Annotated in this window: 18 protein-coding genes and 1 pseudogene; 4 read left to right on the top strand and 15 right to left on the bottom strand. The window is 54.3% G+C overall.

All coding sequences use genetic code 11. From position 1 onward, the window contains the following. Positions 1–24 precede the first annotated feature (24 nt). From lpxK to AC27FC_RS12730, 9 genes are all read right to left on the bottom strand, one after another. The gene (gene lpxK, locus AC27FC_RS12690; protein ID WP_094935412.1) at positions 25–1,002 is read right to left on the bottom strand and encodes a tetraacyldisaccharide 4'-kinase; all 978 of its coding nucleotides are present in this window, start codon (positions 1,000–1,002) and stop codon (positions 25–27) included. Continuing rightward, a complete protein-coding gene (gene msbA, locus AC27FC_RS12695) occupies positions 999–2,747 on the bottom strand; it encodes a lipid A ABC transporter ATP-binding protein/permease MsbA (protein WP_033145094.1) in 1,749 nt (582 codons plus the stop codon). The genes lpxK and msbA overlap by 4 nt, the downstream gene beginning before the upstream one ends. 36 nt (positions 2,748–2,783) lie before the next feature. Continuing rightward, positions 2,784–5,048 (bottom strand): ComEC family protein, encoded by a 2,265-nt coding sequence (locus tag AC27FC_RS12700; protein ID WP_196354657.1) that lies wholly within the window; start codon positions 5,046–5,048, stop codon positions 2,784–2,786. 214 nt (positions 5,049–5,262) lie between these two features. Further along, on the bottom strand, positions 5,263–5,550 hold the full coding sequence (gene ihfB, locus AC27FC_RS12705; RefSeq protein ID WP_008499965.1) for an integration host factor subunit beta: 288 nt from the start codon (positions 5,548–5,550) through the stop codon (positions 5,263–5,265). Between the two features lie 170 nt (positions 5,551–5,720). Continuing rightward, positions 5,721–7,394 (bottom strand): 30S ribosomal protein S1, encoded by a 1,674-nt coding sequence (rpsA, locus tag AC27FC_RS12710; RefSeq protein WP_008499966.1) that lies wholly within the window; start codon positions 7,392–7,394, stop codon positions 5,721–5,723. A gap of 111 nt (positions 7,395–7,505) precedes the next feature. After that, a complete protein-coding gene (gene cmk, locus AC27FC_RS12715; RefSeq protein WP_013097305.1) occupies positions 7,506–8,189 on the bottom strand; it encodes a (d)CMP kinase in 684 nt (227 codons plus the stop codon). A 185-nt stretch (positions 8,190–8,374) separates the two neighbouring features. Then, the gene (aroA, locus tag AC27FC_RS12720; protein WP_032658201.1) at positions 8,375–9,658 is read right to left on the bottom strand and encodes a 3-phosphoshikimate 1-carboxyvinyltransferase; all 1,284 of its coding nucleotides are present in this window, start codon (positions 9,656–9,658) and stop codon (positions 8,375–8,377) included. Between the two features lie 69 nt (positions 9,659–9,727). Next, positions 9,728–10,816, bottom strand: a complete 1,089-nt coding sequence (gene serC, locus AC27FC_RS12725; protein ID WP_029739497.1) for a 3-phosphoserine/phosphohydroxythreonine transaminase — start codon at positions 10,814–10,816, stop codon at positions 9,728–9,730. Positions 10,817–10,978: 162 nt separating this feature from the next. After that, positions 10,979–11,671, bottom strand: a complete 693-nt coding sequence (locus AC27FC_RS12730) for a DUF421 domain-containing protein (protein WP_023310994.1) — start codon at positions 11,669–11,671, stop codon at positions 10,979–10,981. A gap of 127 nt (positions 11,672–11,798) precedes the next feature. Here AC27FC_RS12730 and ycaO point away from each other — a divergent pair, with 127 nt between their 5' ends. The 4 genes from ycaO (at position 11,799) to pflA (ending at position 18,102) form a co-directional block, all read left to right on the top strand. After that, entirely contained in the window at positions 11,799–13,559 is a 1,761-nt protein-coding gene (gene ycaO / locus AC27FC_RS12735) for a 30S ribosomal protein S12 methylthiotransferase accessory factor YcaO (protein ID WP_196354658.1), read from the top strand. Positions 13,560–13,965: 406 nt separating this feature from the next. After that, a complete protein-coding gene (gene focA / locus AC27FC_RS12740; RefSeq protein ID WP_008499974.1) occupies positions 13,966–14,823 on the top strand; it encodes a formate transporter FocA in 858 nt (285 codons plus the stop codon). 51 nt (positions 14,824–14,874) lie between these two features. Beyond that, on the top strand, positions 14,875–17,157 hold the full coding sequence (gene pflB, locus AC27FC_RS12745; RefSeq protein ID WP_033145088.1) for a formate C-acetyltransferase: 2,283 nt from the start codon (positions 14,875–14,877) through the stop codon (positions 17,155–17,157). A gap of 204 nt (positions 17,158–17,361) precedes the next feature. After that, the gene (gene pflA / locus AC27FC_RS12750) at positions 17,362–18,102 is read left to right on the top strand and encodes a pyruvate formate lyase 1-activating protein (RefSeq protein WP_023310991.1); all 741 of its coding nucleotides are present in this window, start codon (positions 17,362–17,364) and stop codon (positions 18,100–18,102) included. A 35-nt stretch (positions 18,103–18,137) separates the two neighbouring features. Here pflA and AC27FC_RS12755 read toward each other — a convergent pair whose 3' ends face one another. From AC27FC_RS12755 to serS, 6 genes and pseudogenes are all read right to left on the bottom strand, one after another. Further along, positions 18,138–18,659, bottom strand: coding sequence for an anti-virulence regulator CigR family protein (locus AC27FC_RS12755; RefSeq protein WP_023310990.1), 522 nt, complete (start codon positions 18,657–18,659; stop codon positions 18,138–18,140). A 123-nt stretch (positions 18,660–18,782) separates the two neighbouring features. Next, entirely contained in the window at positions 18,783–19,931 is a 1,149-nt protein-coding gene (locus AC27FC_RS12760; protein ID WP_033145087.1) for an MFS transporter, read from the bottom strand. Positions 19,932–20,206: 275 nt separating this feature from the next. Then, positions 20,207–21,070 (bottom strand): dimethyl sulfoxide reductase anchor subunit family protein, encoded by an 864-nt coding sequence (locus tag AC27FC_RS12765; RefSeq protein ID WP_487160226.1) that lies wholly within the window; start codon positions 21,068–21,070, stop codon positions 20,207–20,209. Between the two features lies 1 nt (position 21,071). Beyond that, the gene (locus tag AC27FC_RS12770; RefSeq protein ID WP_021240882.1) at positions 21,072–21,689 is read right to left on the bottom strand and encodes a DMSO/selenate family reductase complex B subunit; all 618 of its coding nucleotides are present in this window, start codon (positions 21,687–21,689) and stop codon (positions 21,072–21,074) included. 10 nt (positions 21,690–21,699) lie between these two features. After that, positions 21,700–24,144, bottom strand: a pseudogene (gene dmsA / locus AC27FC_RS12775) (dimethylsulfoxide reductase subunit A). Between the two features lie 210 nt (positions 24,145–24,354). Continuing rightward, on the bottom strand, positions 24,355–25,647 hold the full coding sequence (gene serS, locus AC27FC_RS12780) for a serine--tRNA ligase (protein WP_008499983.1): 1,293 nt from the start codon (positions 25,645–25,647) through the stop codon (positions 24,355–24,357). Positions 25,648–25,703 lie beyond the last annotated feature (56 nt).

Consider the following 25,703-nt stretch of genomic DNA (forward strand, 5'->3'; position numbering starts at 1 on the left):
GCGCCACCAGAACCGCGTAAGCGTTTATTTCACCAACGCAATCAGTTCCTTGAGCAAACGTTCCGGCTGCTCGCCGCTGAGTTCAGCGTCAACCGGCAGATACCACCAGTTTTCTTTCGCGAAGGCACGGCATTTCACCGCATCTTTTTCGGTCATGATCAGCGACTGCCCGGGTACGGTCAGGGCGTCGACCTGCCCTTCCACCAGCGCCTGGTGGTCGGCCAGCGGAACGCGTTTTTCCAGCCGGGCACCGCACTGTTCCAGCGTCGCGAAGAAGCGCGGCGGATGTCCAATCCCCGCCATCGCCACCGGTGAAGGCAACTCAGCAACCGACCGGCGTTCACCCGTCACCAGGTTGATCGCCAGGCCCGGCTGCAGGTACATCGGGATTTCACCCGCTTTTGCCTCACCGCCGTTCACAATCACCGCATCAACGGACTTAAGACGCGAAGCGCGTTCGCGCATAGGGCCGGCCGGCAGCCACCAGCCGTTACCGAAGCGGCGAACCCCGTCGATGACCACAATCTCTTTATCACGCGCCAGGGCGTAATGCTGCAGGCCATCGTCAGTGATAATAATTTGTACCGCGTGTTCGGCAAGCAGTGCCTGAACGGCGTCGCTGCGCACCGGGGAGACCGCAACCGGCGTGCCGGTGCGCTGGAAAATCAATACCGGCTCATCACCCGCTTCGGCAGTCGTGGTTTCCGCCGTCAGCAGCAGCGGATAACGCGCCGCTTTACCACCATATCCGCGCGATACCACCCCCGGGCGGATACCGCGTTTTTGCAATTGCTCCACCAGCCAGATCACTACCGGCGTTTTACCGTTGCCGCCCGCCGTAAGATTACCGACCACCACAACCGGAACCGGCGCGCGCCAGGCGCGCTTCAGCCCCAGACGGTAAAGCAGACGGATAATGCCGCTCACCAGGCCGTAGAGCCAGGAGAGCGGCAAAAGCAGGAGCCACAGCGGGGATTCACCGGACCAGATGCGTGCAATCATTCGCCAAACTGCATCTTATGAAGCTGGGCGTAAACGCCGCGGTGTTCCAGCAAATCAGCATGGCTTCCGCGTTCAACAATGATACCGTCCTCAACCACGACGATTTCGTCAGCCTGCTCGATAGTCGACAGACGGTGCGCAATCACCAGCGAGGTACGGTTCTTTTGCAGCTCATCCAGGGCAGACTGAATAGCGCGTTCAGATTCCGTATCCAGCGCGGAGGTCGCTTCGTCCAGAATCAGAATTGGGCTATCGCGCAGCAGCGCACGCGCAATGGCGATACGCTGACGCTGACCGCCGGAGAGCAGCACCCCGTTCTCACCGATTATCGTATCCAGACCGTTATCCATCTTGTTGATAAAGTCCATTGCGTAGGCCATACGCGCGGCATTCTCAATCTGCTCACGGCTGTATTCATCCGTGCGCGCATACGCAATGTTGTTTGCCACAGTATCGTTGAACAGGTGCACGTTCTGGGAAACCAGCGCCACCTGGTTACGCAGCGACTGCAGGGTATATTCCCGCAGGTCATGACCGTCCAGGAGGATCTCACCTTCGTTAATATCGTAGAAACGGGTGATCAGGCTGGCAATGGTCGATTTACCCGAGCCGGAACGGCCCACCAGCGCCACGGTTTTACCCGCCGGAATGGACAGGTTGATATTACGCAGCGCCGGCGTTTCACGTCCAGGATAGGCGAAAGTGACATTGCGGAATTCAACGTCACCACGGGCGCGCTCAATCTCGCGAGTACCTTCATCTTTTTCCTGTTCGGAATCCAGAATGCTGAACAGCGTCTGACAGGCGGCCATCCCGCGCTGGAACTGGGCGTTCACGTTCGTCAGGGATTTCAGCGGACGCATCAGGGCGATCATTGAGGAGAAGACCACGGTGATGGTACCCGCCGTCAGCGTCTCCATCACGCTAGGGAAACTTGCCGCATAGAGGACGAATGCCAGCGCCAGTGACGCAATCAGCTGAATAATCGGGTCAGAGATGGAAGAGGCCGAGACCATTTTCATCCCCTGCAGACGCATTTTATTGCTGACTTTATCAAAGCGTTTGGTTTCGACGTCCTGACCGCCAAAAATCAGAACTTCTTTATGCCCTTTCAGCATCTGTTCCGCGCTGGTCGTCACCTGCCCCATCGTGTTCTGCATATTCTTACTGATATTGCGGAAGCGCTTTGAGACGACGCGGATAGCAATAGAAACTATCGGTGCCAGAACGATAAGGATGATCGACAGCTGCCAGCTGTAATAGAACATCATCGCGAACAGGCCGATGATTGACGCGCCCTCACGCACAACGGTGATCAGCGCGCTTGAGGACGAGGAGGCAACCTGCTCTGAGTCGTAGGTAATACGGGACAGCAGCGTCCCGGTAGACTGCTTGTCAAAGAACGAGACCGGCATGCCCATCATGTGGCTGAACAGGCGACGGCGCATGGTCATCACCACTTTCCCTGATACCCAGGAAATACAGTAGCTGGAGATATAGCTGGTGATGCCGCGTAAGATCATCAGTCCGATAACCACCAGAGGCATCCATAGCAACACTGAGCGATCCGTTTTACCAAAACCGTCGTCCAGTAACGGTTTGAGAAGCGATAGCATAAAAGTATCGCTGGCTGCGTTGAGGATTAACGCTACTCCCGCCACGATCAGGCCTGTTTTAAAGGGCGCAATCATCGGCCAGAGTCGGCGGAAGGTTTGCCACGTGGAGAGATCTTTGTCGTTATGCATTCAAAAAACCAGCATTCGTTGAAATAGCCGCATATTCTACCCGTTATCGACGGGCTCGCCAAACCACTGATGATACCAAACGGGTAAAAATTGCTCTCGCAAGCGCCGGATTTGCCAGTGATGTTGCGAGAATGTCACCGATATTTGTCCAGAATGAGGGGTATCGTGCCAGATATACCCCTCTTTTCGATAACGTCGAACAACTTTTGCCGACGGGAATCGCCATGCGTTATAGCGGGCCGCTGAATCCAGGGCGATCTGACCTTCCACCCGCTGTACCAGCGGCAATGACGACGAAGTATTGCTGCCATGATGGGGCACCTGTATAAGCGTAGACGTCAGATAACGCCAGTAATGGCTAAGCATAGCCTGTTCCGCTTGCGCTTCAATGTCCCCCGTTAGCAGAACGCTCTGCTCACCGTCGTCCACCTTGACCACGCAGGAATGGTTGTTTCCCTGCGCCGGGTAATTTTCGGGGGGCCAATGGACGGTGAAGGAGAGTCCCTGCCATTTCCATCTCTGCCCGCGAAAACAGGGGCGATGCCCCGCCTGGCGCAATGGGCTTCTTACCCACGCGTCAGGCCACGCTTTTTGCAACGATGCGAGTCCTCCCGCATGGTCGAGGTGCTCATGACTGAGAATAACGCCTTCAGGCCGCAGGTGATGCCAGCGAAGCCACGGGATAATCAACCGCTGCGCGCTATCCCCGCCCGGCCAGGCGAGCCCGGTATCATAGAGAATGGCTTTCCCCTGCCGTTCAATGACCATCGCCAGCCCCTGACCCACATCCAGCATATGCAGCGTCCAGCTCTCGCTTTTTTCCGTTCGCCACAGAGGAAATGTCAGTAAGGCACTTCCTGCAAGACAAACGGCTGGAAGGGTTTTCCAGGCACGAAAGCGCCAGCCAATGATGATAAGCCAGGGCAGTAATGTCATGTACTGCCAGCGTTGGTCGACATTTTGCCAGCCGTCAGGCAGGCGCATGAGGAGCCAGAACAGCCCCGCAAGTGATTTATCGGCTGCGAACCAGACAACGCTTTCAGGTGCCGCCAACGGCAACAGATGAAGCAGCATACCGAGCAGAATCAGCGGCACGGAGACAAACGTCACCAGGGGAACGGCAAAGAGATTCGCGACCAGAGAAGAAATGCTGAAGCCGTGGAAAATCAGAACCTGTAACGGCATCATCAGCATCAGCATGCCCACCTGCAGATAGATCAGGTTCAGCAGCGGCCGTAGATGTCGTGCCCTGCGCCAGCCAGGAAGAGGCAGCCACTGAAACCAGAAAATCAGCGCGGCGACGGCAAATGCAGATAAGAGCAGACTCTGCGAGAGTATGGCTAAGGGATCGCTTATCAGGATCGCCGCGATACAGCAGACCCACACCTGCCAGGGAGACCACTGACGGGCAGCGATCCGCAACATTGCAAGCACAGCAAGCGCGATGACCGTTCGTAGCGCAGGCGGTTGAAGACCGGTAAGCCAGCCGTAGAAAGCGGCAAAGCATAACCCGGCCAGAAGAGGCATTTGCCAGTGGATCCGGTGGCTGGGTAATAAAAACTGTAGCCCACGTCCGAGTAACCAGGCGAGGGATGCCGCCAGCGCGATATGCAGTCCCGAAATCGCCATCAGATGCAGCGTCCCGGTTTCGCGCATCAGGTCTTGTATTTCCCGGGGCATATCCAGACGTTCACCCATTCCCAGTCCGAGGATAACCGCCCCCCATCGGTAAGCAGAAAGGCGGTTTTGCAGTGACATGAGATATTGCGCTCGCAGGCTGCAGCGTCCATCAACGAGTTCCGCACGGGTGAAACGCCCGCTCAGCGTTTGGTGGCGGGCAAAAGCGCTGCGCTGAGAATCATAACCGCCGTCGTTCAGCTCGCCGTGGGCAGGCCTGAGCCTGAGCGTCATGGTCCAGCGCTGACCGGCACACGCTTTCTGTGGCAGATAATTGCCATACAGCGTTATGCCGGTAGAGGCCCACCAGCGCTTGCCATCAACGCTAAGAATGTTTCCCTGATGCTGCGTTGCGCCATCTGTGGCGGTGATCGCTACCTCAGCCTGCACGGCCCCCGTGGTTAAATGCTGCATCGACCAGACGCTCTCCTTCGCAGCCAAAATACCCCACACGCAAAATAACAGCGTGATACCCGCATACTTCAGTCGTACGTTTCGCCGTGCGGCCAGCACGATCCCGCCAACAATCATTATCCACACGGTATGACGTGATGGCAGTTCAGGTAACCAGAGTAACGGGGCTATCGCCAGAATGGCGCAGATACTAAGCGCGGGAATTCCCATTGCTACCTCCCTGTTTCAGAGGGGCAGTATGTAATCAGGTAGAAGGAATTGTCAGATGGTAAGAATGCGTTTTACAGCGCGCGCTGTGCTGTTTTTATCGGTTTGCAGAAAACGAAACGGAAAATGCGGGGTATCTTCAGAATGAAAGCGACAGAGACAAAAAAAGCACCCGCAGGTGCTTTCTTTCGAACCCAGTTTAACCGACTGGCTAAACTCAGTTACCGTAAATATTGGCGCGATCGCGCAGTTCTTTACCCGGCTTAAAGTGTGGAACGTACTTACCTTCCAGCTCGACTTTATCGCCAGTTTTCGGGTTACGCCCGGTACGTGGAGCACGATAGTGCAGAGAAAAACTACCGAAACCGCGGATTTCAATGCGCTCGCCCTGGGCAAGAGTGGAGGCCATATGCTCCAGCATCTCTTTTACGGCATCTTCCACTGCCTTGGCAGGGATATGCGGTTGCTGACTGGCAAGTCTTTCAATCAATTCTGACTTGGTCATGATTCCTCCGGTTCCTTTCAAACCAATTAGCTGAACAGCTCATTAAACAAGGGCGGCCGTAGCCGCCCTTTGTTATTGATTACAGGACGAATCCTGCAATCTGTCAAGTTTGCTCCTCATCCTTCACGCTGTAAATGCGTTACAGCGCAAATGATACTGAGAACCTGATATTACTCGCCTTTAGCTGCTTTGAAAGCTTCAGCCATTGCGTTGTTAGAGAAGTTTGCATCTTCCTGTTTGTTAACAGTTGCGATTGCATCTTTCTCATCAGCTTCGTCTTTAGCACGAACAGACAGGCTGATTGCACGGTTCTTACGGTCAACACCGGTGAACTTAGCTTCAACGTCGTCGCCTACGTTCAGAACCAGAGTGGCATCTTCAACGCGGTCACGTGAAGCTTCAGAAGCGCGCAGGTAACCTTCAACGCCGTCAGCCAGTTCTACGGTTGCGCCTTTAGCGTCAACTGCAGTCACTTTACCGTTTACGATTGCGCCTTTCTTGTTCAGTGCAACCCAGTTGTTGAACGGATCTTCTGCGAGCTGTTTAACGCCCAGGGAGATACGCTCACGCTCTGCGTCAACCTGCAGAACAACTGCAGCGATTTCGTCGCCTTTTTTGTATTCACGAACTGCTTCTTCGCCTGCAACGTTCCAGGAGATGTCAGACAGGTGAACCAGGCCATCGATGCCGCCGTCCAGGCCGATGAAGATACCGAAGTCAGTGATAGACTTGATTTTACCTTCAACACGGTCACCCTTGTTGTGGGTTTCCGCGAACTGCTGCCATGGGTTGTTTTTGCACTGTTTCAGGCCCAGGGAGATACGACGACGTTCTTCGTCGATATCCAGAACCATCACTTCCACTACATCACCAACGTTAACAACTTTGGATGGGTGGATGTTTTTGTTGGTCCAGTCCATTTCGGAAACGTGTACCAGACCTTCAACGCCTTCTTCGATTTCAACGAAGCAGCCGTAGTCAGTCAGGTTGGTTACGCGACCAGTCAGTTTAGTACCTTCTGGGTAACGCTTAGCGATAGCTACCCATGGATCTTCGCCCAGCTGTTTCAGGCCAAGGGATACACGAGTACGCTCGCGGTCGAACTTCAGCACTTTAACAGTGATTTCGTCGCCCACGTTCACGATTTCGCTTGGGTGCTTAACGCGTTTCCATGCCATGTCGGTGATGTGCAGCAGGCCATCAACGCCGCCCAGGTCAACGAATGCGCCGTAGTCAGTGAGGTTCTTAACGATACCTTTGACTTCCATGCCTTCCTGCAGGTTTTCCAGCAGCTGATCGCGTTCTGCGCTGTTTTCGGATTCGATAACGGCACGACGGGATACAACAACGTTGTTACGCTTCTGGTCCAGCTTGATTACTTTGAACTCAAGCTCTTTGCCTTCCAGGTGCAGAGTGTCACGAACTGGACGAACGTCTACCAGAGAACCTGGCAGGAACGCACGAATACCATTCAGCTCAACAGTGAAGCCACCTTTAACTTTGCCGTTGATAACACCGACCACAGTTTCAGCTTCTTCGTAAGCTTTTTCCAGCGTGATCCATGCTTCGTGACGTTTAGCTTTCTCACGAGAAAGCAGGGTTTCACCGAAGCCGTCTTCTACTGCGTCCAGAGCAACGTCAACTTCGTCACCAACCTGGATTTCCAGCTCGCCCTGGGCGTTTTTGAACTGCTCTGCCGGAATGGCGGACTCAGATTTCAGACCGGCGTCAACCAGTACTACGTCTTTGTCGATAGCAACAACAACACCGCGAACGATGGAACCCGGGCGGGTTTCGATTTCTTTTAAGGATTCTTCAAACAGTTGAGCAAAAGATTCAGTCATGTTTAATCTTCAGGTTAATATTAACGTCCACCTGGCTCCGTGCCGGATGGGGTTGTTTCACATACCCGCCGTCAATCCCTTGCAGCGGGGGTACTGCTAAATCGGTCGCGATTACGCGAGTGCCAGTTTTTGGCGCGCATATTGTAGCGCTTTTTCAATCACTTGCTCAATAGTTAAACTGGTTGAATCCAGAACTAATGCATCTTCTGCAGGAACAAGTGGGGCGACGGCGCGGTTACGATCGCGGTCATCGCGCTCTTTTATCTCGGATAAAAGGCGATCAAAGTTAACACTAAACCCCTTTTCCTGCAACTGAAGCATGCGGCGTTGAGCACGTTCTTCCGAAGAGGCGTCGAGGAAAATTTTCACAGGTGCATCAGGGAATACCACGGTTCCCATATCGCGTCCGTCAGCGATCAGACCCGGGGCTTCACGGAACGCGCGCTGACGACGTAACAGCGCCTCGCGAACGCGCGGGAACGCCGCGACCTGAGAGGCCGCATTAGCTACTTCCTGCGTACGGATTTCGCCGCTCACGTCTTCCCCTTCAAGGATGACTTCCAGGTTGCCATCGGTCGATACGAAACGCACATCCAGATGCGCAGCCAGCGGAACCAGCGCTTCTTCAGACGCGACATCCACATGGTGATGCAGCGCGGCCAGCGCCAGCACGCGATAGATTGCTCCCGAATCTAAAAGATGCCATTGCAATGCTTCCGCCATCGCTTTGCACAGAGTACCTTTCCCTGCGCCACTCGGCCCATCAATGGTGATTACCGGGGCAACTGCCGTCATCTTTTTCTCCTTAAATAAGGCATACCGTTTACATGAACGCCGCGCATTATACGCGCCAACGTGCGCAACTGTTACCTTTGCGTGCAAATTACGGAATGATTGAAGCAGAGTGTAGAAGAAATGAGCGGAGGTGTTCGTAATGAAGCGTAAGCAAATGCCGCATCGGGCGATGCGGCAAGGCGTTATCAGGCCAGCGTGCTAATGCGTGCCAGCTGTTCGAAGTAGTCCGGGAAGGTTTTCGCGGTACATTTCGGATCAAGAATGGTGACAGGCGTGTCTGACAGCGCCACCAGCGAGAAGCACATCGCCATGCGGTGATCGTTGTAGGTGCCGATTTCCGCAAACTGCAGTTTTGCCGGAGGGGTCACGCGAATGTAGTCTTCGCCCTCTTCCACCTCGGCACCGACTTTTCGCAGCTCTGTCGCCATTGCGAACAGGCGGTCCGTCTCTTTTACGCGCCAGTTGTAGATATTACGCAGCGTGGTCGTGCCTTTGGCAAACAGCGCCGCCGTGGCAATGGTCATCGCCGCATCCGGGATATGGTTCATGTCCATGTCGATGGCGTTCAGCTCGCCGTGGGTACAGGAGATGAAGTCATCGCCCCAGGTGACAATGGCACCCATTTTTTCCAGCACGTCCGCAAAACGGATGTCGCCCTGCACGCTGTTACGGCCAATACCGGTCACTTTTACCGTGCCGCCTTTAATCGCCCCCGCAGCCAGGAAGTAAGACGCGGATGACGCATCCCCTTCAACCAGGTAGTTGCCCGGAGACTGGTACTGCTGCGCCCCGCGCACCACGAAGCGCTGATAAGACTGATTTTCCACCTCAACGCCGAAGGTTTTCATCAGGTGCAGCGTGATATCAATGTACGGTTTGGAGACCAGCTCACCTTTAATGGTGATAACCGTATCCTGCGGTGCCAGCGGCGCGGTCATCAGCAGTGCCGTCAGGAACTGGCTGGAAACGCTGCCGTCAACCTCGACGTGACCGCCGGTAAAACCGCCGCGCAGACGCAGTGGCGGATAGTTTTCCTGCTCCAGATACTCAATCTGCGCGCCGCCCTGACGCAGGGCGTCCACCAGGTGACCAATCGGACGCTCCTTCATGCGCGGCTCGCCGGTCAGCACGATGTTGTTGCTCCCCAGGCACAGGGCCGCCGCCAGCGGGCGCATCGCGGTACCCGCGTTGCCCAGAAACAGCTCAAGCTCTTCGCCCGAACGCAGCGCGCCGCCGTTGCCGGTCACTTCGCAGCGGGTACGATCGTCGGAGAGAGTGTAATGAACGCCCAACGCTTTCAGCGCATTGAGCATATGGCGCACGTCATCGCTGTCCAGCAGGTTTGTGAGGACGGTGGTGCCGTTTGCCAGAGCTGCCAGCAGCAAAGCGCGGTTCGAGACACTTTTTGAACCAGGCAGATTAATGGTGCCATCTACCCGCGCGATAGGTTGTAACGTCAGGGATTCCATGAAAACTAAACTCTCAACTCAACATAATAAAAACCCCGCAGGGACGCTGCGGGGGTGAAAAACAGCAAATTAACCGTGACGACGTTCGAAGTCGATCATGAAATCCGTCAGGGCTTTAACGCCTTCCAGCGGCATCGCGTTATAGATGGAGGCACGCATGCCGCCAACGACACGGTGACCTTTGAGCGCATGCAGACCTGCCGCGAAGGACTCTTCCAGGAATACTTTGTCCAGGCTGCTGTCCGCCAACTGGAACGGCACGTTCATGCGGGAACGGTTCGCTTTCGCCACATCGTTGCGGTAGAAATCGCTCTTGTCGATCACGCCATACAGCAGTTCAGCTTTCTGCTGATTGACCTTGTCCATCTGCGCCACGCCGCCGTTTTGCTTCAGCCATTTGAAGACCAGGCCGGAGAGATACCAGGCAAACGTTGGTGGGGTGTTGAACATCGAATCGTTATCGTTCAGCACGGTGTAATCGAGAATCGAAGGACAGGATTTATGTGCTTTACCCAGCAGGTCTTCACGCACAACGACGATAGTCAAACCGGCCGGGCCGATATTTTTCTGCGCGCCCGCATAGATAACGCCGTAGCGGCTGACATCAATTGGCGCAGACAGAATGGTGGAGGAGAAGTCGGCGGCAACCACGACATCGCTACCGAAGTTTGGCGTCTCGTCGATGGCAATCCCGTCAATGGTTTCGTTCGGGCAGTAGTGCAGATACGCTGCGTTATCGGAAAGCTGCCACTCGCTCATTGGCTTCACGGCGCGCAGACCGTCAACGGTCACTTTGGCGTCGATAACATTCGGCGTGCAGTATTTATGCGCTTCTTTAACCGCGCTTGCCGCCCAGTAACCTGCGTCAACGTAGTCAGCCGTCGTTTTATCACCGAGAATATTCAGCGGAACGCCTGCAAACTGGCCGCGTCCACCGCCGTGACAGAACAATACTTTGTAGTTCGAGGGAATATTCAGCAGATCGCGAAAATCCTTTTCTGCCTCTTCCGCCACCTGAATAAACTCTTTACCACGGTGGCTGATTTCCATCACCGACGTACCGAGACCGTTCCAGTCACAGAGTTCCTGTTGAGCCTGTTTAAGCACGTCTGCCGGTAACATTGCCGGACCTGAACTGAAATTAAAGACTTGAGCCATTTCCCCTCACCACGCTAAAAGCCATAAGTTATAACTGTGGATATCGGTTTTATCATTCAGTGACACGCGCCGCAATGTCTAAAACTTATGACCCGCGAAATGTGCCCCGCGTCACACAAAACAATCTGCCGCCTCGCCAGGACAAAACCGACAAAATGGCTGTCAGGTGATGCGTTTGGCCCGGCTAACCTTCGTCCATTCCGGATTTGCACAGCGGGGGCATAATTGACGATCCCCCGGCTGCATCGCGACAACATGGCTACATCTTACGCAAGCATACTCGCCTGATTCCGGTACGGTTCTGAAACGCTCAATGAGCATATCCGGCAGGATACACAGTCCCGGCTTCACCTCGTCGTCAGAATAGTAATAGACGCTGATCTGCCCGTTGGTTTCCATGATCGCCAGACGCACCTGCCCGAGCTGTTCAACGCTGTTCAGGCGAAGCTCCATAAAGAACTCAAACTCGGTCATATTGGCGCTTTGTACATTTTCCCAGGCCAGCTGTCCGTCCTCGACGATCACGACCGGCTTCCCTTCAAGCAGATCTTCCAGCTTTTCGCTTTTCGACATCAGCCACATGACAAGACGGTAAAGTAGCGCCAGTGAGACAAAAACGATAAACACCGGCACCATCGGCACGTCGTCATAAAAGGCGACGTCACCCGCCGCCGAGCCCAGCGTCAGGATGATCAACACCTCAAAGAGCGACATCTGCCGCACGCCTCGGCGGCCGGTGATTTTAAGAAACAGGAAGACGAGGACGAAGGTATACAGGCTGCGCAGCGCCACTTCGCCCAGAAATTCAGGAGGAACTTTATCAAACGCCATCCGCTGGAGATCAAATGCTTTCATTTTTCTATGCCTTAACAGTCAGTTACTGCCACTAAGCATAGCCCAGCCTTTTATTTTCGCCGAAGATAGCACCCGTCACGCAAAACCCGTATCATTGCGCGCTTTACGTACGATAAAAGTGAACGCCATGACTCAAACGTTTATCCCCGGCAAAGACGCCGCTCTGGAAGATTCCATCGCTCGCTTCCAACAGAAACTGACCGACCTGGGTTTTAACATCGAAGAAGCCTCCTGGCTCAATCCGGTACCTCACGTCTGGTCCGTGCATATTCGCGATAAAGACTGTGCCCTGTGCTTTACCAACGGTAAAGGCGCGACAAAAAAAGCGGCACTGGCCTCTGCGCTGGGTGAGTATTTTGAGCGTCTGTCCACCAACTATTTCTTCGCTGACTTCTGGCTGGGCGAAACCATCGCTAACGGCCCGTTCGTTCACTATCCAAATGAAAAATGGTTCCCGCTGACCGAAGATGACGAGCTGCCGGAAGGTATTCTCGACGCGCGCCTGCGTGCCTTCTACGATCCAGACAGCGAAATGACCGCCAGCATGCTGATCGATCTGCAGTCCGGAAACGACGATCGCGGTATTTGCGCCCTGCCCTTTACCCGTCAGTCTGACGAGCAGACCGTCTATATCCCGATGAACATCGTCGGCAACCTGTATGTATCCAACGGCATGTCCGCCGGTAACACCCGCAATGAAGCGCGCGTGCAGGGTCTGTCTGAAGTCTTCGAGCGTCACATCAAAAACCGCATTATTGCCGAATCCATCAGCCTGCCTGAAATTCCGGCAGACGTGCTGGCGCGCTACCCGGGCGTAGTGGAGTCCATCGCCAAGCTGGAAGCCGAAGGTTTCCCAATCTTTGCCTATGACGGCTCGCTGGGCGGTAAGTATCCGGTTATCTGCGTCGTGCTGTTTAACCCGACCAACGGTACCTGCTTCGCCTCATTCGGCGCGCACCCTGACTTCGGCGTGGCGCTGGAGCGTACCGTTACCGAGCTGCTGCAGGGCCGTAGCCTGAAAGATCTCGACGTCTTCACCCCGCCAACGTTTGACGATGAAGAAGTGGCCGAGCATACCAACCTTGAAACCCATTTCATCGACTCCAGCGGTTTAATTTCCTGGGATATGTTCAAGCAGGACGCCGACTATCCGTTCGTGGACTGGAGCTTTGCCGGGACCACGGAAGAAGAGTTCGCCACGCTGATGGCCATCTTCAACGCGGAAGATCGGGAAGTCTACATTGCCGACTACGAACATCTTGGCGTCTACGCGTGCCGCATTATCGTTCCGGGCATGTCCGACATCTACCCGGCTGAAGATCTGTGGCTGGCCAATAACAGCATGGGCGCGCACCTGCGCGAAACGCTGCTGGCTCTGCCGGGCAGCGAGTGGGAGAAAGAAGATTATCTGAACCTGATCGCCCAGCTGGACGAAGAAGGCCACGATGACTTTACCCGCGTACGCGAACTGCTGGGCCTGGCGACCGGTAAAGACAACGGCTGGTATACCCTGCGCATCGGTGAGCTGAAAGCGATGCTGGCCCTGGCGGGTGGCGATTTGGATCAGGCCCTGGCCTGGACCGAGTGGACCATGGAATTCAACCAGTCGGTCTTCTCTGCCGAGCGCACCAATTATTACCGCTGCCTGCAAACCCTGCTGCTGCTGGCCCAGGAAGAGGATCGCGAGCCGCTGCAATACCTGAATGCTTTCGTGCGGATGTACGGAGCTGAGGCCGTAGAAGCAGCCAGTGCAGCCCTGAGCGGCGAAGAGCCGTTCTATGGCCTGCAGGCTGTTGATAGCGATCTGAAAGCCTTCCCGGCGCATCAGTCGCTGCTGAAGGCCTACGAAAAACTGCAGAAAGCAAAAGCCGCTTACTGGTCAAAATAAGCGCACATAACATTACCAGCTGTAGGCGTATTCAATCGTCTGGGCTATATTACGGGGCAATTTCATTGCCCCGTTTTTTATTTTCTTCGGCAATGACTGTTGATTGTAATAATAAAGTTAAACATGGGTAAATATAATAATATTTACCTGGGCTTTACTGTTACTTTTTATGGTAAATACTCCATATTAATTAACTGTGTCAGAGGTGGCTGAACGAAAAAATTCAACTCTTTTCATAACTTTTAAAATTTATTTTTATACGGATAATCAAATACTTACTCCGCATTTGCTGTAAAACCATACACACTGCGGGCCTATAAGCCAGGCGAGATATGATCTATATCAATTTCTCTTCTATAATGCTTTGTTAGTATCTCGTCGCCGACTTAATAAAGAGAGAGTTAGTGTGAAAGCTGACAACCCTTTTGATCTTTTACTCCCTGCTGCGATGGCCAAAGTTGCCGAAGAAGCGGGTGTCTATAAAGCAACGAAACACCCGATGAAGACGTTCTATCTGGCGATCACGGCTGGTGTGTTCATCTCTATCGCTTTCGTCTTCTACATCACCGCCACCACCGGTACTGCCGGAATGCCTTTCGGCATGGCCAAACTGATTGGCGGCATTTGCTTCTCACTGGGTCTGATTCTCTGCGTCATCTGCGGCGCCGACCTCTTCACCTCAACGGTGCTGATTGTCGTGGCAAAGGCCAGCGGAAGAATTACCTGGGGTCAGCTGGCACGCAACTGGCTTAACGTCTACGTGGGTAACCTGGTTGGCTGTCTGCTCTTTGTTTTGTTGATGTGGCTTTCTGGCGAGTACATGACCGCCAACGGTGGCTGGGGCCTTAACGTCCTGCAAACCGCCGACCACAAAATGCACCACACATTTATCGAAGCCGTTGCTCTCGGCATCCTCGCTAACCTGATGGTCTGCCTGGCTGTATGGATGAGCTACTCGGGTCGTAGCCTGATGGACAAAGCCTTAATTATGGTTCTGCCGGTTGCGATGTTTGTTGCCAGCGGCTTTGAGCACAGTATCGCGAATATGTTCATGATCCCAATGGGCATTGTCATCCGCGACTTTGCAAGCCCGGAGTTCTGGACCGCAGTTGGTTCATCCCCGGAAAGTTTCTCTCACCTGACTATTATGAATTTCATTACTGATAACCTGATCCCTGTCACTATCGGGAACATTATCGGTGGGGGTCTGTTAGTTGGGTTGACATACTGGGTCATTTACCTGCGTGGCGACGATCATCATTGATGGTTTTCTCAGGCAGTAAATAAAAAATCCACTTAAGAAGGTAGGTGTTACATGTCCGAGCTTAATGAAAAGTTAGCCACAGCCTGGGAAGGTTTTGCGAAAGGTGACTGGCAGAATGAAGTAAACGTACGTGACTTCATTCAGAAAAACTATACCCCGTATGAAGGTGACGAATCCTTCCTGGCTGGCGCAACTGACGCGACCACCAAGCTGTGGGACAGCGTAATGGAAGGCGTTAAACTGGAAAACCGCACTCACGCGCCAGTTGATTTTGACACCTCCGTTGCTTCCACCATCACTTCTCACGATGCTGGCTACATCAACAAAGCCCTTGAGAAAATCGTTGGTCTGCAGACTGAAGCACCACTGAAACGCGCAATCATCCCGTTCGGTGGTATCAAAATGGTTGAAGGTTCCTGCAAAGCGTATAACCGCGAGCTGGACCCAATGCTGAAAAAAATCTTCACCGAATACCGCAAAACCCACAACCAGGGCGTATTCGATGTTTACACCAAAGACATTCTGAACTGCCGTAAATCTGGCGTTCTGACTGGTCTGCCAGATGCGTATGGCCGTGGCCGTATCATCGGTGACTACCGTCGCGTTGCGCTGTACGGTATCGACTTCCTGATGAAAGACAAGTACGCGCAGTTTGTTTCCCTGCAGTCCGATCTGGAAAACGGCGTAAACCTGGAAGCGACTATCCGTCTGCGTGAAGAAATCGCTGAACAGCACCGCGCGCTGGGTCAGATCAAAGAGATGGCAGCAAAATATGGCTGCGATATCTCTGGTCCGGCTACCAACGCTCAGGAAGCTATCCAGTGGACCTACTTCGGCTACCTGGCCGCTGTTAAGTCTCAGAACGGTGCAGCAATGTCCTTCGGTCGCGTATCCACCTTCCTGGATGCGTACATCGAACGCGACATCAAAGCAGGCAAAATCACCGAGCAAGACGCTCAGGAAATGATTGACCACCTGGTCATGAAACTGCGTATGGTTCGCTTCCTGCGTACTCCTGAATACGATGAGCTGTTCTCTGGTGACCCAATCTGGGCAACAGAATCAATCGGTGGTATGGGCGTTGACGGCCGTACTCTGGTAACCAAAAACAGCTTCCGCTTCCTGAACACCCTTTACACCATGGGTCCTTCTCCGGAGCCGAACATCACCGTTCTGTGGTCTGAAAAACTGCCTCTGAACTTCAAGAAATTCGCCGCTAAAGTGTCCATCGATACCTCTTCTCTGCAGTACGAGAACGATGACCTGATGCGTCCGGACTTCAACAACGACGATTACGCTATCGCTTGCTGCGTAAGCCCAATGGTTGTTGGTAAACAAATGCAGTTCTTCGGTGCGCGTGCAAACCTGGCGAAAACCATGCTGTACGCAATCAACGGCGGCGTTGATGAAAAACTGAAAATGCAGGTTGGTCCTAAGTCTGAGCCGATCAAAGGCGACGTTCTGAACTTCGACGAAGTGATGGAACGTATGGATCACTTCATGGACTGGCTGGCTAAACAGTATGTCACTGCGCTGAACGTAATCCACTACATGCACGACAAGTACAGCTACGAAGCCTCTCTGATGGCGCTGCACGACCGTGACGTTATCCGCACCATGGCGTGTGGTATCGCTGGTCTGTCCGTTGCTGCTGACTCCCTGTCTGCAATCAAATATGCGAAAGTTAAACCAATTCGTGACGAAGACGGCCTGGCTGTAGACTTCGAAATCGAAGGTGAGTATCCGCAGTTTGGTAACAACGACTCTCGCGTTGATGACATGGCGGTTGACCTGGTAGAACGTTTCATGAAGAAAATTCAGAAACTGACTACTTACCGTAACGCTATCCCGACTCAGTCTGTTCTGACCATCACCTCTAACGTTGTGTATGGTAAGAAAACCGGTAACACCCCAGACGGTCGTCGTGCTGGCGCGCCATTTGGCCCAGGTGCTAACCCAATGCACGGTCGTGACCAGAAAGGTGCGGTTGCCTCTCTGACCTCCGTTGCTAAACTGCCGTTTGCTTACGCGAAAGATGGTATCTCTTATACCTTCTCTATCGTGCCAAACGCGCTGGGTAAAGACGACGAAGTGCGTAAAACTAACCTCGCGGGTCTGATGGATGGTTACTTCCACCACGAAGCGTCCATCGAAGGTGGTCAGCACCTGAACGTGAACGTCATGAACCGTGAAATGCTGCTCGACGCGATGGAACACCCTGAGAAATATCCTCAGCTGACCATCCGCGTATCTGGCTACGCAGTACGTTTTAACTCCCTGACTAAAGAACAGCAGCAGGACGTTATCACCCGTACTTTCACTCAGTCCATGTAACTGGAATTGACTGAAATCACGCGTTAAAAAGCGTACAATAAAGGCTCCACGTCAGTGGGGCCTTTTTAGCACCCTCTCCACCTCAGTCTCTTTTGTCCGCTATCTATACTCTATGGATATCAGCCAAAACAGACTTCAACACAGCCGGCTTTGAGCTGTGCATACTCAGGCCCCGGACGGGCCGATGCTGGAGATATCACCGCAATGTCAATTATTGGTCGCATTCACTCCTTTGAATCCTGTGGCACCGTCGATGGCCCGGGTATCCGTTTCATCACCTTTTTCCAGGGCTGCCTGATGCGCTGCCTGTACTGCCATAACCGTGACACCTGGGATACGCACGGCGGTAAAGAAGTGACCGTTGAAGACTTGATGAAAGAGGTGGTGACCTACCGCCACTTTATGAACGCGTCCGGCGGCGGCGTCACCGCATCCGGCGGTGAAGCCATTCTGCAGGCCGAATTTGTCCGCGACTGGTTCCGCGCCTGCCATAAAGAAGGCATTCATACCTGCCTCGACACCAACGGCTTTGTGCGCCGCTACGATCCGGTTATCGACGAGCTGCTTGAAGTGACCGATCTGGTGATGCTCGATCTTAAACAGATGAACGATGAGATCCACCAGAACCTGGTTGGCGTCTCAAACCACCGCACGCTGGAATTTGCCAAATACATTGCCGATAAAGGCATCAAAACCTGGATCCGCTACGTGGTGGTTCCCGGCTGGTCAGATGATGACGACTCCGCGCACCGCCTGGGGGAATTTACCCGCGACATGGGCAACGTCGAGAAAATCGAGCTTCTGCCCTATCACGAGCTGGGTAAACATAAATGGGTGGCGATGGGCGAAGAGTACAAACTTGATGGCGTGAAGCCGCCAAAAAAAGAGACGATGGAACGCGTCAAAGGTATTCTTGAACAGTACGGCCACAAGGTGATGTATTAAAGAAAAGCCCGGTGAAAACCGGGCCTTTTTATATTCTATTTAAAGACGCCGTTAATAACGGACGTCACAATGGCTGTACTCAGCGCAATTAAGACCAGGTCGTCTCCGACCACGCGCCATTCATAGCCAGGGTAGGAAGGAAGCTGACCCAGCATTGAGGCCGGCACGGTTTTCTTCGCAATGCCCGGAGGCAACGGCTTACCGCGCGCCAGGTTTTTCGCGATACCCGGAGGCAGAGAGTCATAGCCCGTTAGGCCATAATTCAGCGCCAGATGGCGGGCATGATCGAAGCTCACGCGAGCGTCGACATCGTTACCGACATCTTTACTGCTTTTAAAGCTTTTATCCGATTTTCCAGGGTTATCCTGACCGTTATTTTGCTTATTGCCATGGTTACCAGAATTTCCGTTACCATGATTACCGCCATTACCTTGCCCGCCACCGTTTCCGTGACCACCGCCATTCCCGTTTCCAGGATTAGCCATGACCGGAGCCGTTGCAAACGTTAAAGACAACACTACGGCAAGTGCGGTAGTGGAAAAACGACGAATAGACATGATTGCTGCCTTATAGTGGTAGGACTCACATGAATTATCGCCTGGCGCAATAAACAAACAATAAGTAAAACTCTTAGTTGTGACAGGGACAAAAAAGCCTGTCATCGACAGGCTTTTAATTAATCAGGCATGAGCCACAGGCGTTGGGTGTTCTCCCACTTTGCGCAGCAGCATTAAGAGATAAATAAACGATACGCTGGCGATCATGATAAACAATAAGTTATCAGAGTAATTCTGCATCAGCATCGCGGTAAACGTCGGCCCTAATAAGCTGCCGATGGTATAGCTCAGTAACAGCGCCTGGTTCATTGCCACCAGCTGGTGATGTTCAACTTTCTCACAGGCCCAGGCCATCGCGACCGGATAGAGCGTAAAGCCGGCCGCCCCGAGAATAAACAGCGCAGGCGCCATCGCGGCGTTGCTGAGCATGGCAAGGCATCCCATAATGACCACAAAGACCTGCACGCGCAGCACCAGCAGACGACCGAAGCGGTCCGCCAGACGGCCAATCGGCCACTGCCCGACGATCCCCGCACTCACCATGACCGCCATCCAGAAACCAATTCCGGAATCGCTGACGCCCTGATGATTCAGATAGAGCGGCATCAGGCCGTAGAGCGAGCCCAGTACAATCCCCGAGATAATGCAGCCGTTAACGCCCAGGCGCGCCTGACGGAGTCTGAGCATCGGCCAGACGTGGGTCGCTTCCTGATGCTCGCTGTTCTGGTTCACAATGCGCGTGAAGAGCAGCGGCAGGATCGCGGCGAGCACCATGCCCGTTACCCACGGCAGAACGCTCATCAGATCGGTTGGCAGCTTGCTGACCATCAGTTGCCCCAGCACGGTGCCGACGTAGTAAACCATCATATAGGCCGCCAGCAGGCGTCCGCGGTTGCGGGAGGTGCCGCTGCACATCAGCGCGCTTTCAACCACCACCCAAATCATCGCGCAGCCTACGCCTGCGATAAAGCGCCATGCCATCCAGCTCCAGAAGCCGACCATCAGGCCCAGCCCGGCACACCCGGCGGCGAAAATCAGCGAAGCCAGATAATAGCTGCGATTAAAGCCAAAGCGCTTAATCAGGCTCCCGGTCATTAGCGTACCCAGCAGGTTCCCGGTAAAAAAGGACGAGCTGACCATACCCACCTGCCAGGTCGGTAAGTTTTCATGGGCGAGCCATAGCGGGACGAGCGTATTTAACACTGCGATCGCCAGGGTCAACAGAAGCAGGCCACAAAGCAACAGAAGCACTGGCCGGGTATAGGTGGTCATGGATTAAAAACCGTGAGGAAGTTCAGATTTCGTGCGCATCATGCCACTGGCAAAACCAAAGTCAATCCACTGATTTAGCCGCCTCGCACAATATGTTCCCTGTCGATTTAAAAAACTTATCCTGCTAATGCCACGCCTGCTGTAGATATTAATTATGTGTCTGTTTTTATTTATTAATGGGCGAAATTAAAACAAAACGACAGTCGAAAAATTTCATGATCGAAAAAAGAAAAAGCCGGGCACTCAGGCCCGGCTTGATATAACTCAATGCAACGTTAACTGGCGATAGCCATACCAACGGTCATATGCAAGCCGTAGAACACACCGCGGCCAATCAGTTCACCCGCCAGGACCAGCACAAAGGCCAGTGACAGCAGCGGCAGCGCGGGCTGATAACCTTTAAGCTGAGGAGCGATCCAGAATACCAACGCCGCGACCAGCAGAACGATGCGCCAGGCCATCAGAGAACCGTAGTCCGGCACCAGGGCAGAAGCCTGCTGGATAGAGCTGTGAATGGTTGCCAGTTCTGCCCCCTGCATCAGGGTGACCATCGCACTCACCACCAGCCCCAGCAGCGAAACAGCCGGCAGCAAACGCATTGCCCAGCCGTCTACGCCCACCACGCGCAGCAGCAGGTAGCCCAGCAGCGGTCCGCCGATAAACATCGTCAGGAAGAAGCTCATCGGCGTCCAGACGCTGTACCAGGTTGGAACGGTATCGATGGTGTTATAGACGCGCACCATCATCCACACGAACACCACGCCCAGCACCATGGTCACGATCAGCCACAGGCTGCGCAGACCCGCAGGCAATTTCTTCAAAGCGGCCAGCAGCCAGCCCAGCCCACCGACGGCAAAGAAAATTGCCCCGCTGGCAATCTCGTTACTGAGGGATGAGGCCCCCACGCGGTTCAGAGAGTTAAACGCGCGCATCGGCGAACCCAGGTGCAGCGTAGAGGCGATAAACCCAATCCCCATCAGCACCCACAGGCCAAACATGCTCAACACTAAACGCTGCTGCTGTTCAGCGTTGAGATTCCCCTTCAGCAGCGCCAGCGCGAGCACAATGAAACCGCCCGCCACACACTGGCCAAAGACCGTGAAGATCATCAGCGGCCATTCATGCCATCCACTTCCCATCTCACACCTCCTTCGGATTTGCCAGGTAGCCGGTGGTGTCACCTGTAGGACGGCTGTTGGCGTTAGGTTTAATCACAATGCTCGGCTTCGTGAAGTGCGCAGACGGCAGCGGTGCCACTGCGGCAAGCTGACCGTGTTTTTGACGCAGCTCTTCAATCGGACCGAAGTCCAGCGCGCGCAGCGGACAGGACTCGACGCAAATCGGCTTTTTGCCGTCCGCCACGCGGGTGTGGCAACCGTCGCATTTGGTCATATGACCTTTGGCGGCGTTGTACTGCGGCGCGCCGTACGGGCACGCCATGTGGCAGTACCGACAGCCGATGCAGACATCTTCGTCCACCACCACAAAACCGTCTTCACGCTTGTGCATCGCCCCACTCGGGCAGACCTTGGTGCAGGCCGGATCTTCACAGTGGTTACAGGCAATCGACAGGTAATAGGCAAAGACGTTCTGATGCCAGACGCCGTTATCTTCCTGCCAGTCGCCCCCGGCGTATTCGTAGATGCGGCGGAAGCTGACGTCAGGAGTCAGGTCTTTGTAATCTTTACAGGCCAGCTCGCAGGTTTTGCACCCGGTGCAACGGCTGGAATCAATAAAAAATCCATACTGGGTTGTCATCGGCTACTCCTTAAACCTTTTCAACTTGGACAAGGTTTGTGTGGGATGGGTTGCCCTTCGCCAGCGGCGACGGACGCTGCGTGGTCAGTACGTTAATACTGCCCGCCTGGTCGATGCGGTTGGCATCAGGGTTGTACCAGGCCCCTTCCCCCAGCGCCACCACGCCTGGCATCATGCGCGGCGTCACTTTGGCCTCAATGTGCACCTCGCCGCGGCCATTGAAGATACGCACGCGATCGCCATTGCTGATGCCGCGTGCTTTGGCATCCATCGGGTTGATCCACATCTCCTGACGGCAGGCGGCCTTGAGTACGTCGACGTTACCGTAGGTGGAGTGCACGCGCGCTTTGTAGTGGAAACCGGTCAGCTGCAGCGGGAATTTCGCCGTCAGCGGATCGTTATAGTTCTCGAAACCTGGCGTGTAGATCGGCAGCGGATCGATAACGTCCCCTTCCGGCAGCTCCCAGGTCGACGCGATTTTTGCCAGCTCTTATGAGTAGATTTCGATTTTGCCCGACGGCGTGGTCAGCGGGTTCGCCTGCGGATCTTCACGGAACGCTTTGTACGCCACGTGGTGCCCTTCCGGATCGCGCTGTTTGTACATACCCTGCTTACGGAAGGTATCGAAATCAGGCAGGTCAGGGACCGCCTTACGGGAGAGTTCATGCAGATGGCGCATCCACCCTTCCTGAGTACGCCCCTCGGTAAACTGCTGCTCAACGCCAAGACGTTTCGCCAGCTCAGAGGTCATCTCATAAATGGTTTTGCACTCGAAGCGCGGTTTAATCGCCTGGTCGGTAAAGATCACGTAGGACATGTTGCCGCAGGAGGCGTCCAGCGCGAAATCCATCTGCTCAGAGGCCGTGCAGTCCGGCAGCAGGATATCGGCATATTTCGCCGAGGAGGTCATGTGGCAGTCGATGACCACAATCATCTCGCACTTCTTATCATCCTGCAGGATTTCATGGGTGCGGTTGATTTCGGAGTGCTGGTTGATGAGACAGTTACCGGCATAGTTCCAGATCATCTTGATCGGCACGTCCAGCTTGTCCTTGCCGCGCACGCCGTCGCGCAGGGCGGTCATTTCAGGACCACGTTCGATCGCATCGGTCCACATAAACATGGAGATGCTGGTCTGAACAGGGTTATCCAGCGTCGGCATACGTTCAAACGGCACTTCATACGAGCCTTCACGCGCGCCGGTGTTACCGCCGTGAATACCGACGTTGCCGGTCAGAATGGAGAGCATGGAGATGGCGCGAGTCGCGATTTCGCCGTTCGCATGGCGCTGCGGTCCCCAGCCCTGGCTGATGTAGGCCGGTTTGGCCGAGCCAATCTCACGCGCCAGCTGAACGATACGCTCGGGCGGAATACCGGTGATGGTGGACGCCCACTCGGGCGTTTTCGCCACGCCGTCGCTGCCCTGCCCGAGAATATAGGCTTTATAATGACCGTTAGCAGGCGCGCTGGCTGGCAGGGTTTTCTCGTCATAGCCGACGCAGTATTTATCCAGGAAAGGCTGATCGACGAGATTTTCTGTGATCATTACCCACGCAAGCGCCGAGACCAGCGCTGCATCGGTACCCGGACGGATTGGGATCCACTCGTCTTCACGTCCGGCGCCGGTGTCGGTATAGCGCGGATCGATAATGCTCATGCGGGCATTGGATTTGGCGCGGGCCTGTTCCAGGTAGTAGGTTACCCCGCCGCCGCTCATGCGTGTTTCGCCCGGGTTGTTACCAAACAGCACGACCAGCTTACTGTTTTCGATATCGGACGGGCTGTTGCCGTCCGCCCAGCCGCCGTATGTGTAGTTCAGGCCAGCAGCAATCTGCGCCGATGAGTAGTCACCATAGTGATTAAGATAACCACCGCAGCAGTTCATCAGACGTGCCACCAGCGTTTTACCCGGTGGCCAGGAGCGGGTCAGCGTACCGCCGAGCGTCCCGGTGCCGTAGTTCAGGTAGATGGATTCGTTGCCGTACTCTTTGATAAGGCGCTGCATATTGGTGGCGATAATGTCGTAGGCTTCATCCCAGCTAATCCGCTCGAACTTCCCTTCCCCACGCTTACCGACGCGCTTCATCGGATATTTCAGGCGGTCCGGATTATACACGCGACGACGCATGGAGCGGCCGCGCAAGCAGGCGCGAACCTGATGTAACCCATCGTAGTTATCGTCCCCGGTATTGTCGGTTTCGACATATTTTATTTCGCCATCCACTACGTGCATACGCAGCGGACAACGGCTACCGCAGTTTACGGTACAGGCACTCCACACCACTTTTTCCGGAGCTGAGGCTGGGGATAGTGCATCAGCCGCTGAGGCCAGTCGGGTAAAAGGAAGCGTGAAGGCGCTGCTGGCTACGGCCAGGCCGCCTATTGCCGTGGTTTTCATCAACCCACGGCGAGTGACCTCGGCAGCCATTAATGCTTCAGGCGCGTTGATTTTCATAGAGACTCACTTTGGTTGCTCACAAAGAAAAGAGTGGCGGCGCAAACCGCTATGTAGTTTTATATACAACGAATTTTTACGTAATCAGCTTTTTATGCTGACTTTCATTCGGAGGAGTATTACTACTTTAGAGGGAGGGGGTATTGCGTCGTGTCAATTCAGAGGCATAAAAAAGCGCCCAAAGGCGCTTTTTTGTTGTGAGGCAAAGAATTAGCCGATGTACTGCTGGCCTTTCATGTATGGACGCAGCACTTCAGGGATCTCAATACGACCGTCTGCCTGCTGGTAGTTTTCCAGCACGGCAACCAGCGTACGGCCCACAGCCAGACCAGAACCGTTCAGGGTATGCACCAAACGGGTTTTCTTGTCAGATTTGCTGCGGCAGCGTGCCTGCATACGACGCGCCTGGAAATCCCAGACGTTAGAGCAGGAGGAGATCTCACGATAGGTGTTCTGCGCAGGCACCCACACTTCCAGATCGAAGGTTTTGCAGGCGCCAAAGCCCATATCACCGGTACACAGGGCCATACGACGGTACGGCAGGCCCAGCAGCTCCAACACTTTCTCAGCGTGGCCGGTCATCTCTTCCAGCGCGTCCATGGACTCTTCAGGACGGACGATCTGCACCATCTCAACTTTGTCGAACTGGTGCATACGGATCAGACCGCGCGTGTCGCGACCGTAAGAACCTGCTTCAGAACGGAAGCACGGTGAATGTGCCGTCAGCTTAATTGGCAGGTCGTCTTCATCGATGATCTCATCACGCACGAGGTTAGTCAGCGGCACTTCAGCGGTTGGGATCAGCGCGTAGTTGCTGCTGTCTGCTTCCTCGTCCAGCGGACGGGTATGGAACAGATCGCCGGCAAATTTTGGCAGCTGGCCTGTACCGTACAGCGTATCGTGGTTGACCAGATACGGCACGTAGGTTTCGCTGTAGCCATGCTGCTCGGTGTGCAGATCCAGCATGAACTGCGCCAGCGCGCGGTGCAGATGGGCAATCTGGCCTTTCATCACCACAAAACGGGAGCCGGTCAGCTTAACCGCTGCCGCAAAGTCCAGGCCCGCGTGCATTTCGCCCAGCGTCACGTGATCGCGCACTTCGAAGTCAAACTCACGAGGCGTACCCCAGCGTTTCACTTCAACGTTGTCGTTTTCATCTTTGCCGACAGGCACGCTGTCGTCAGGAATATTCGGGATAGCCAGGGCAATATCACGAATCTCGGCCTGAAGAACGTCCAGCTCAGCTTTCGCCTGATCCAGTTCTTCACCCAGTTTGTTCACTTCCAGGCGTAATGGCTCAATATCTTCCCCGCGCGCTTTCGCCTGGCCGATGGATTTCGATCGAGAGTTACGCTCTGCCTGCAGATTTTCAGTTTGTACCTGCAGAACTTTACGACGCTCTTCGAGAGCGCGCAGCTTATCTACATCCAGCTTAAAGCCCCGGCGTGCCAGTTTTTCAGCGACTGCGTCTGGCTCATTACGCAGCAGATTGGGATCGAGCATGCTTATCCTGTGCTTATCGAATTAAAATAGGAAAATGTGACCACAGCCTGCGGCCA

The organism is Enterobacter sp. C3_dUdeg (genome assembly GCF_057536195.1).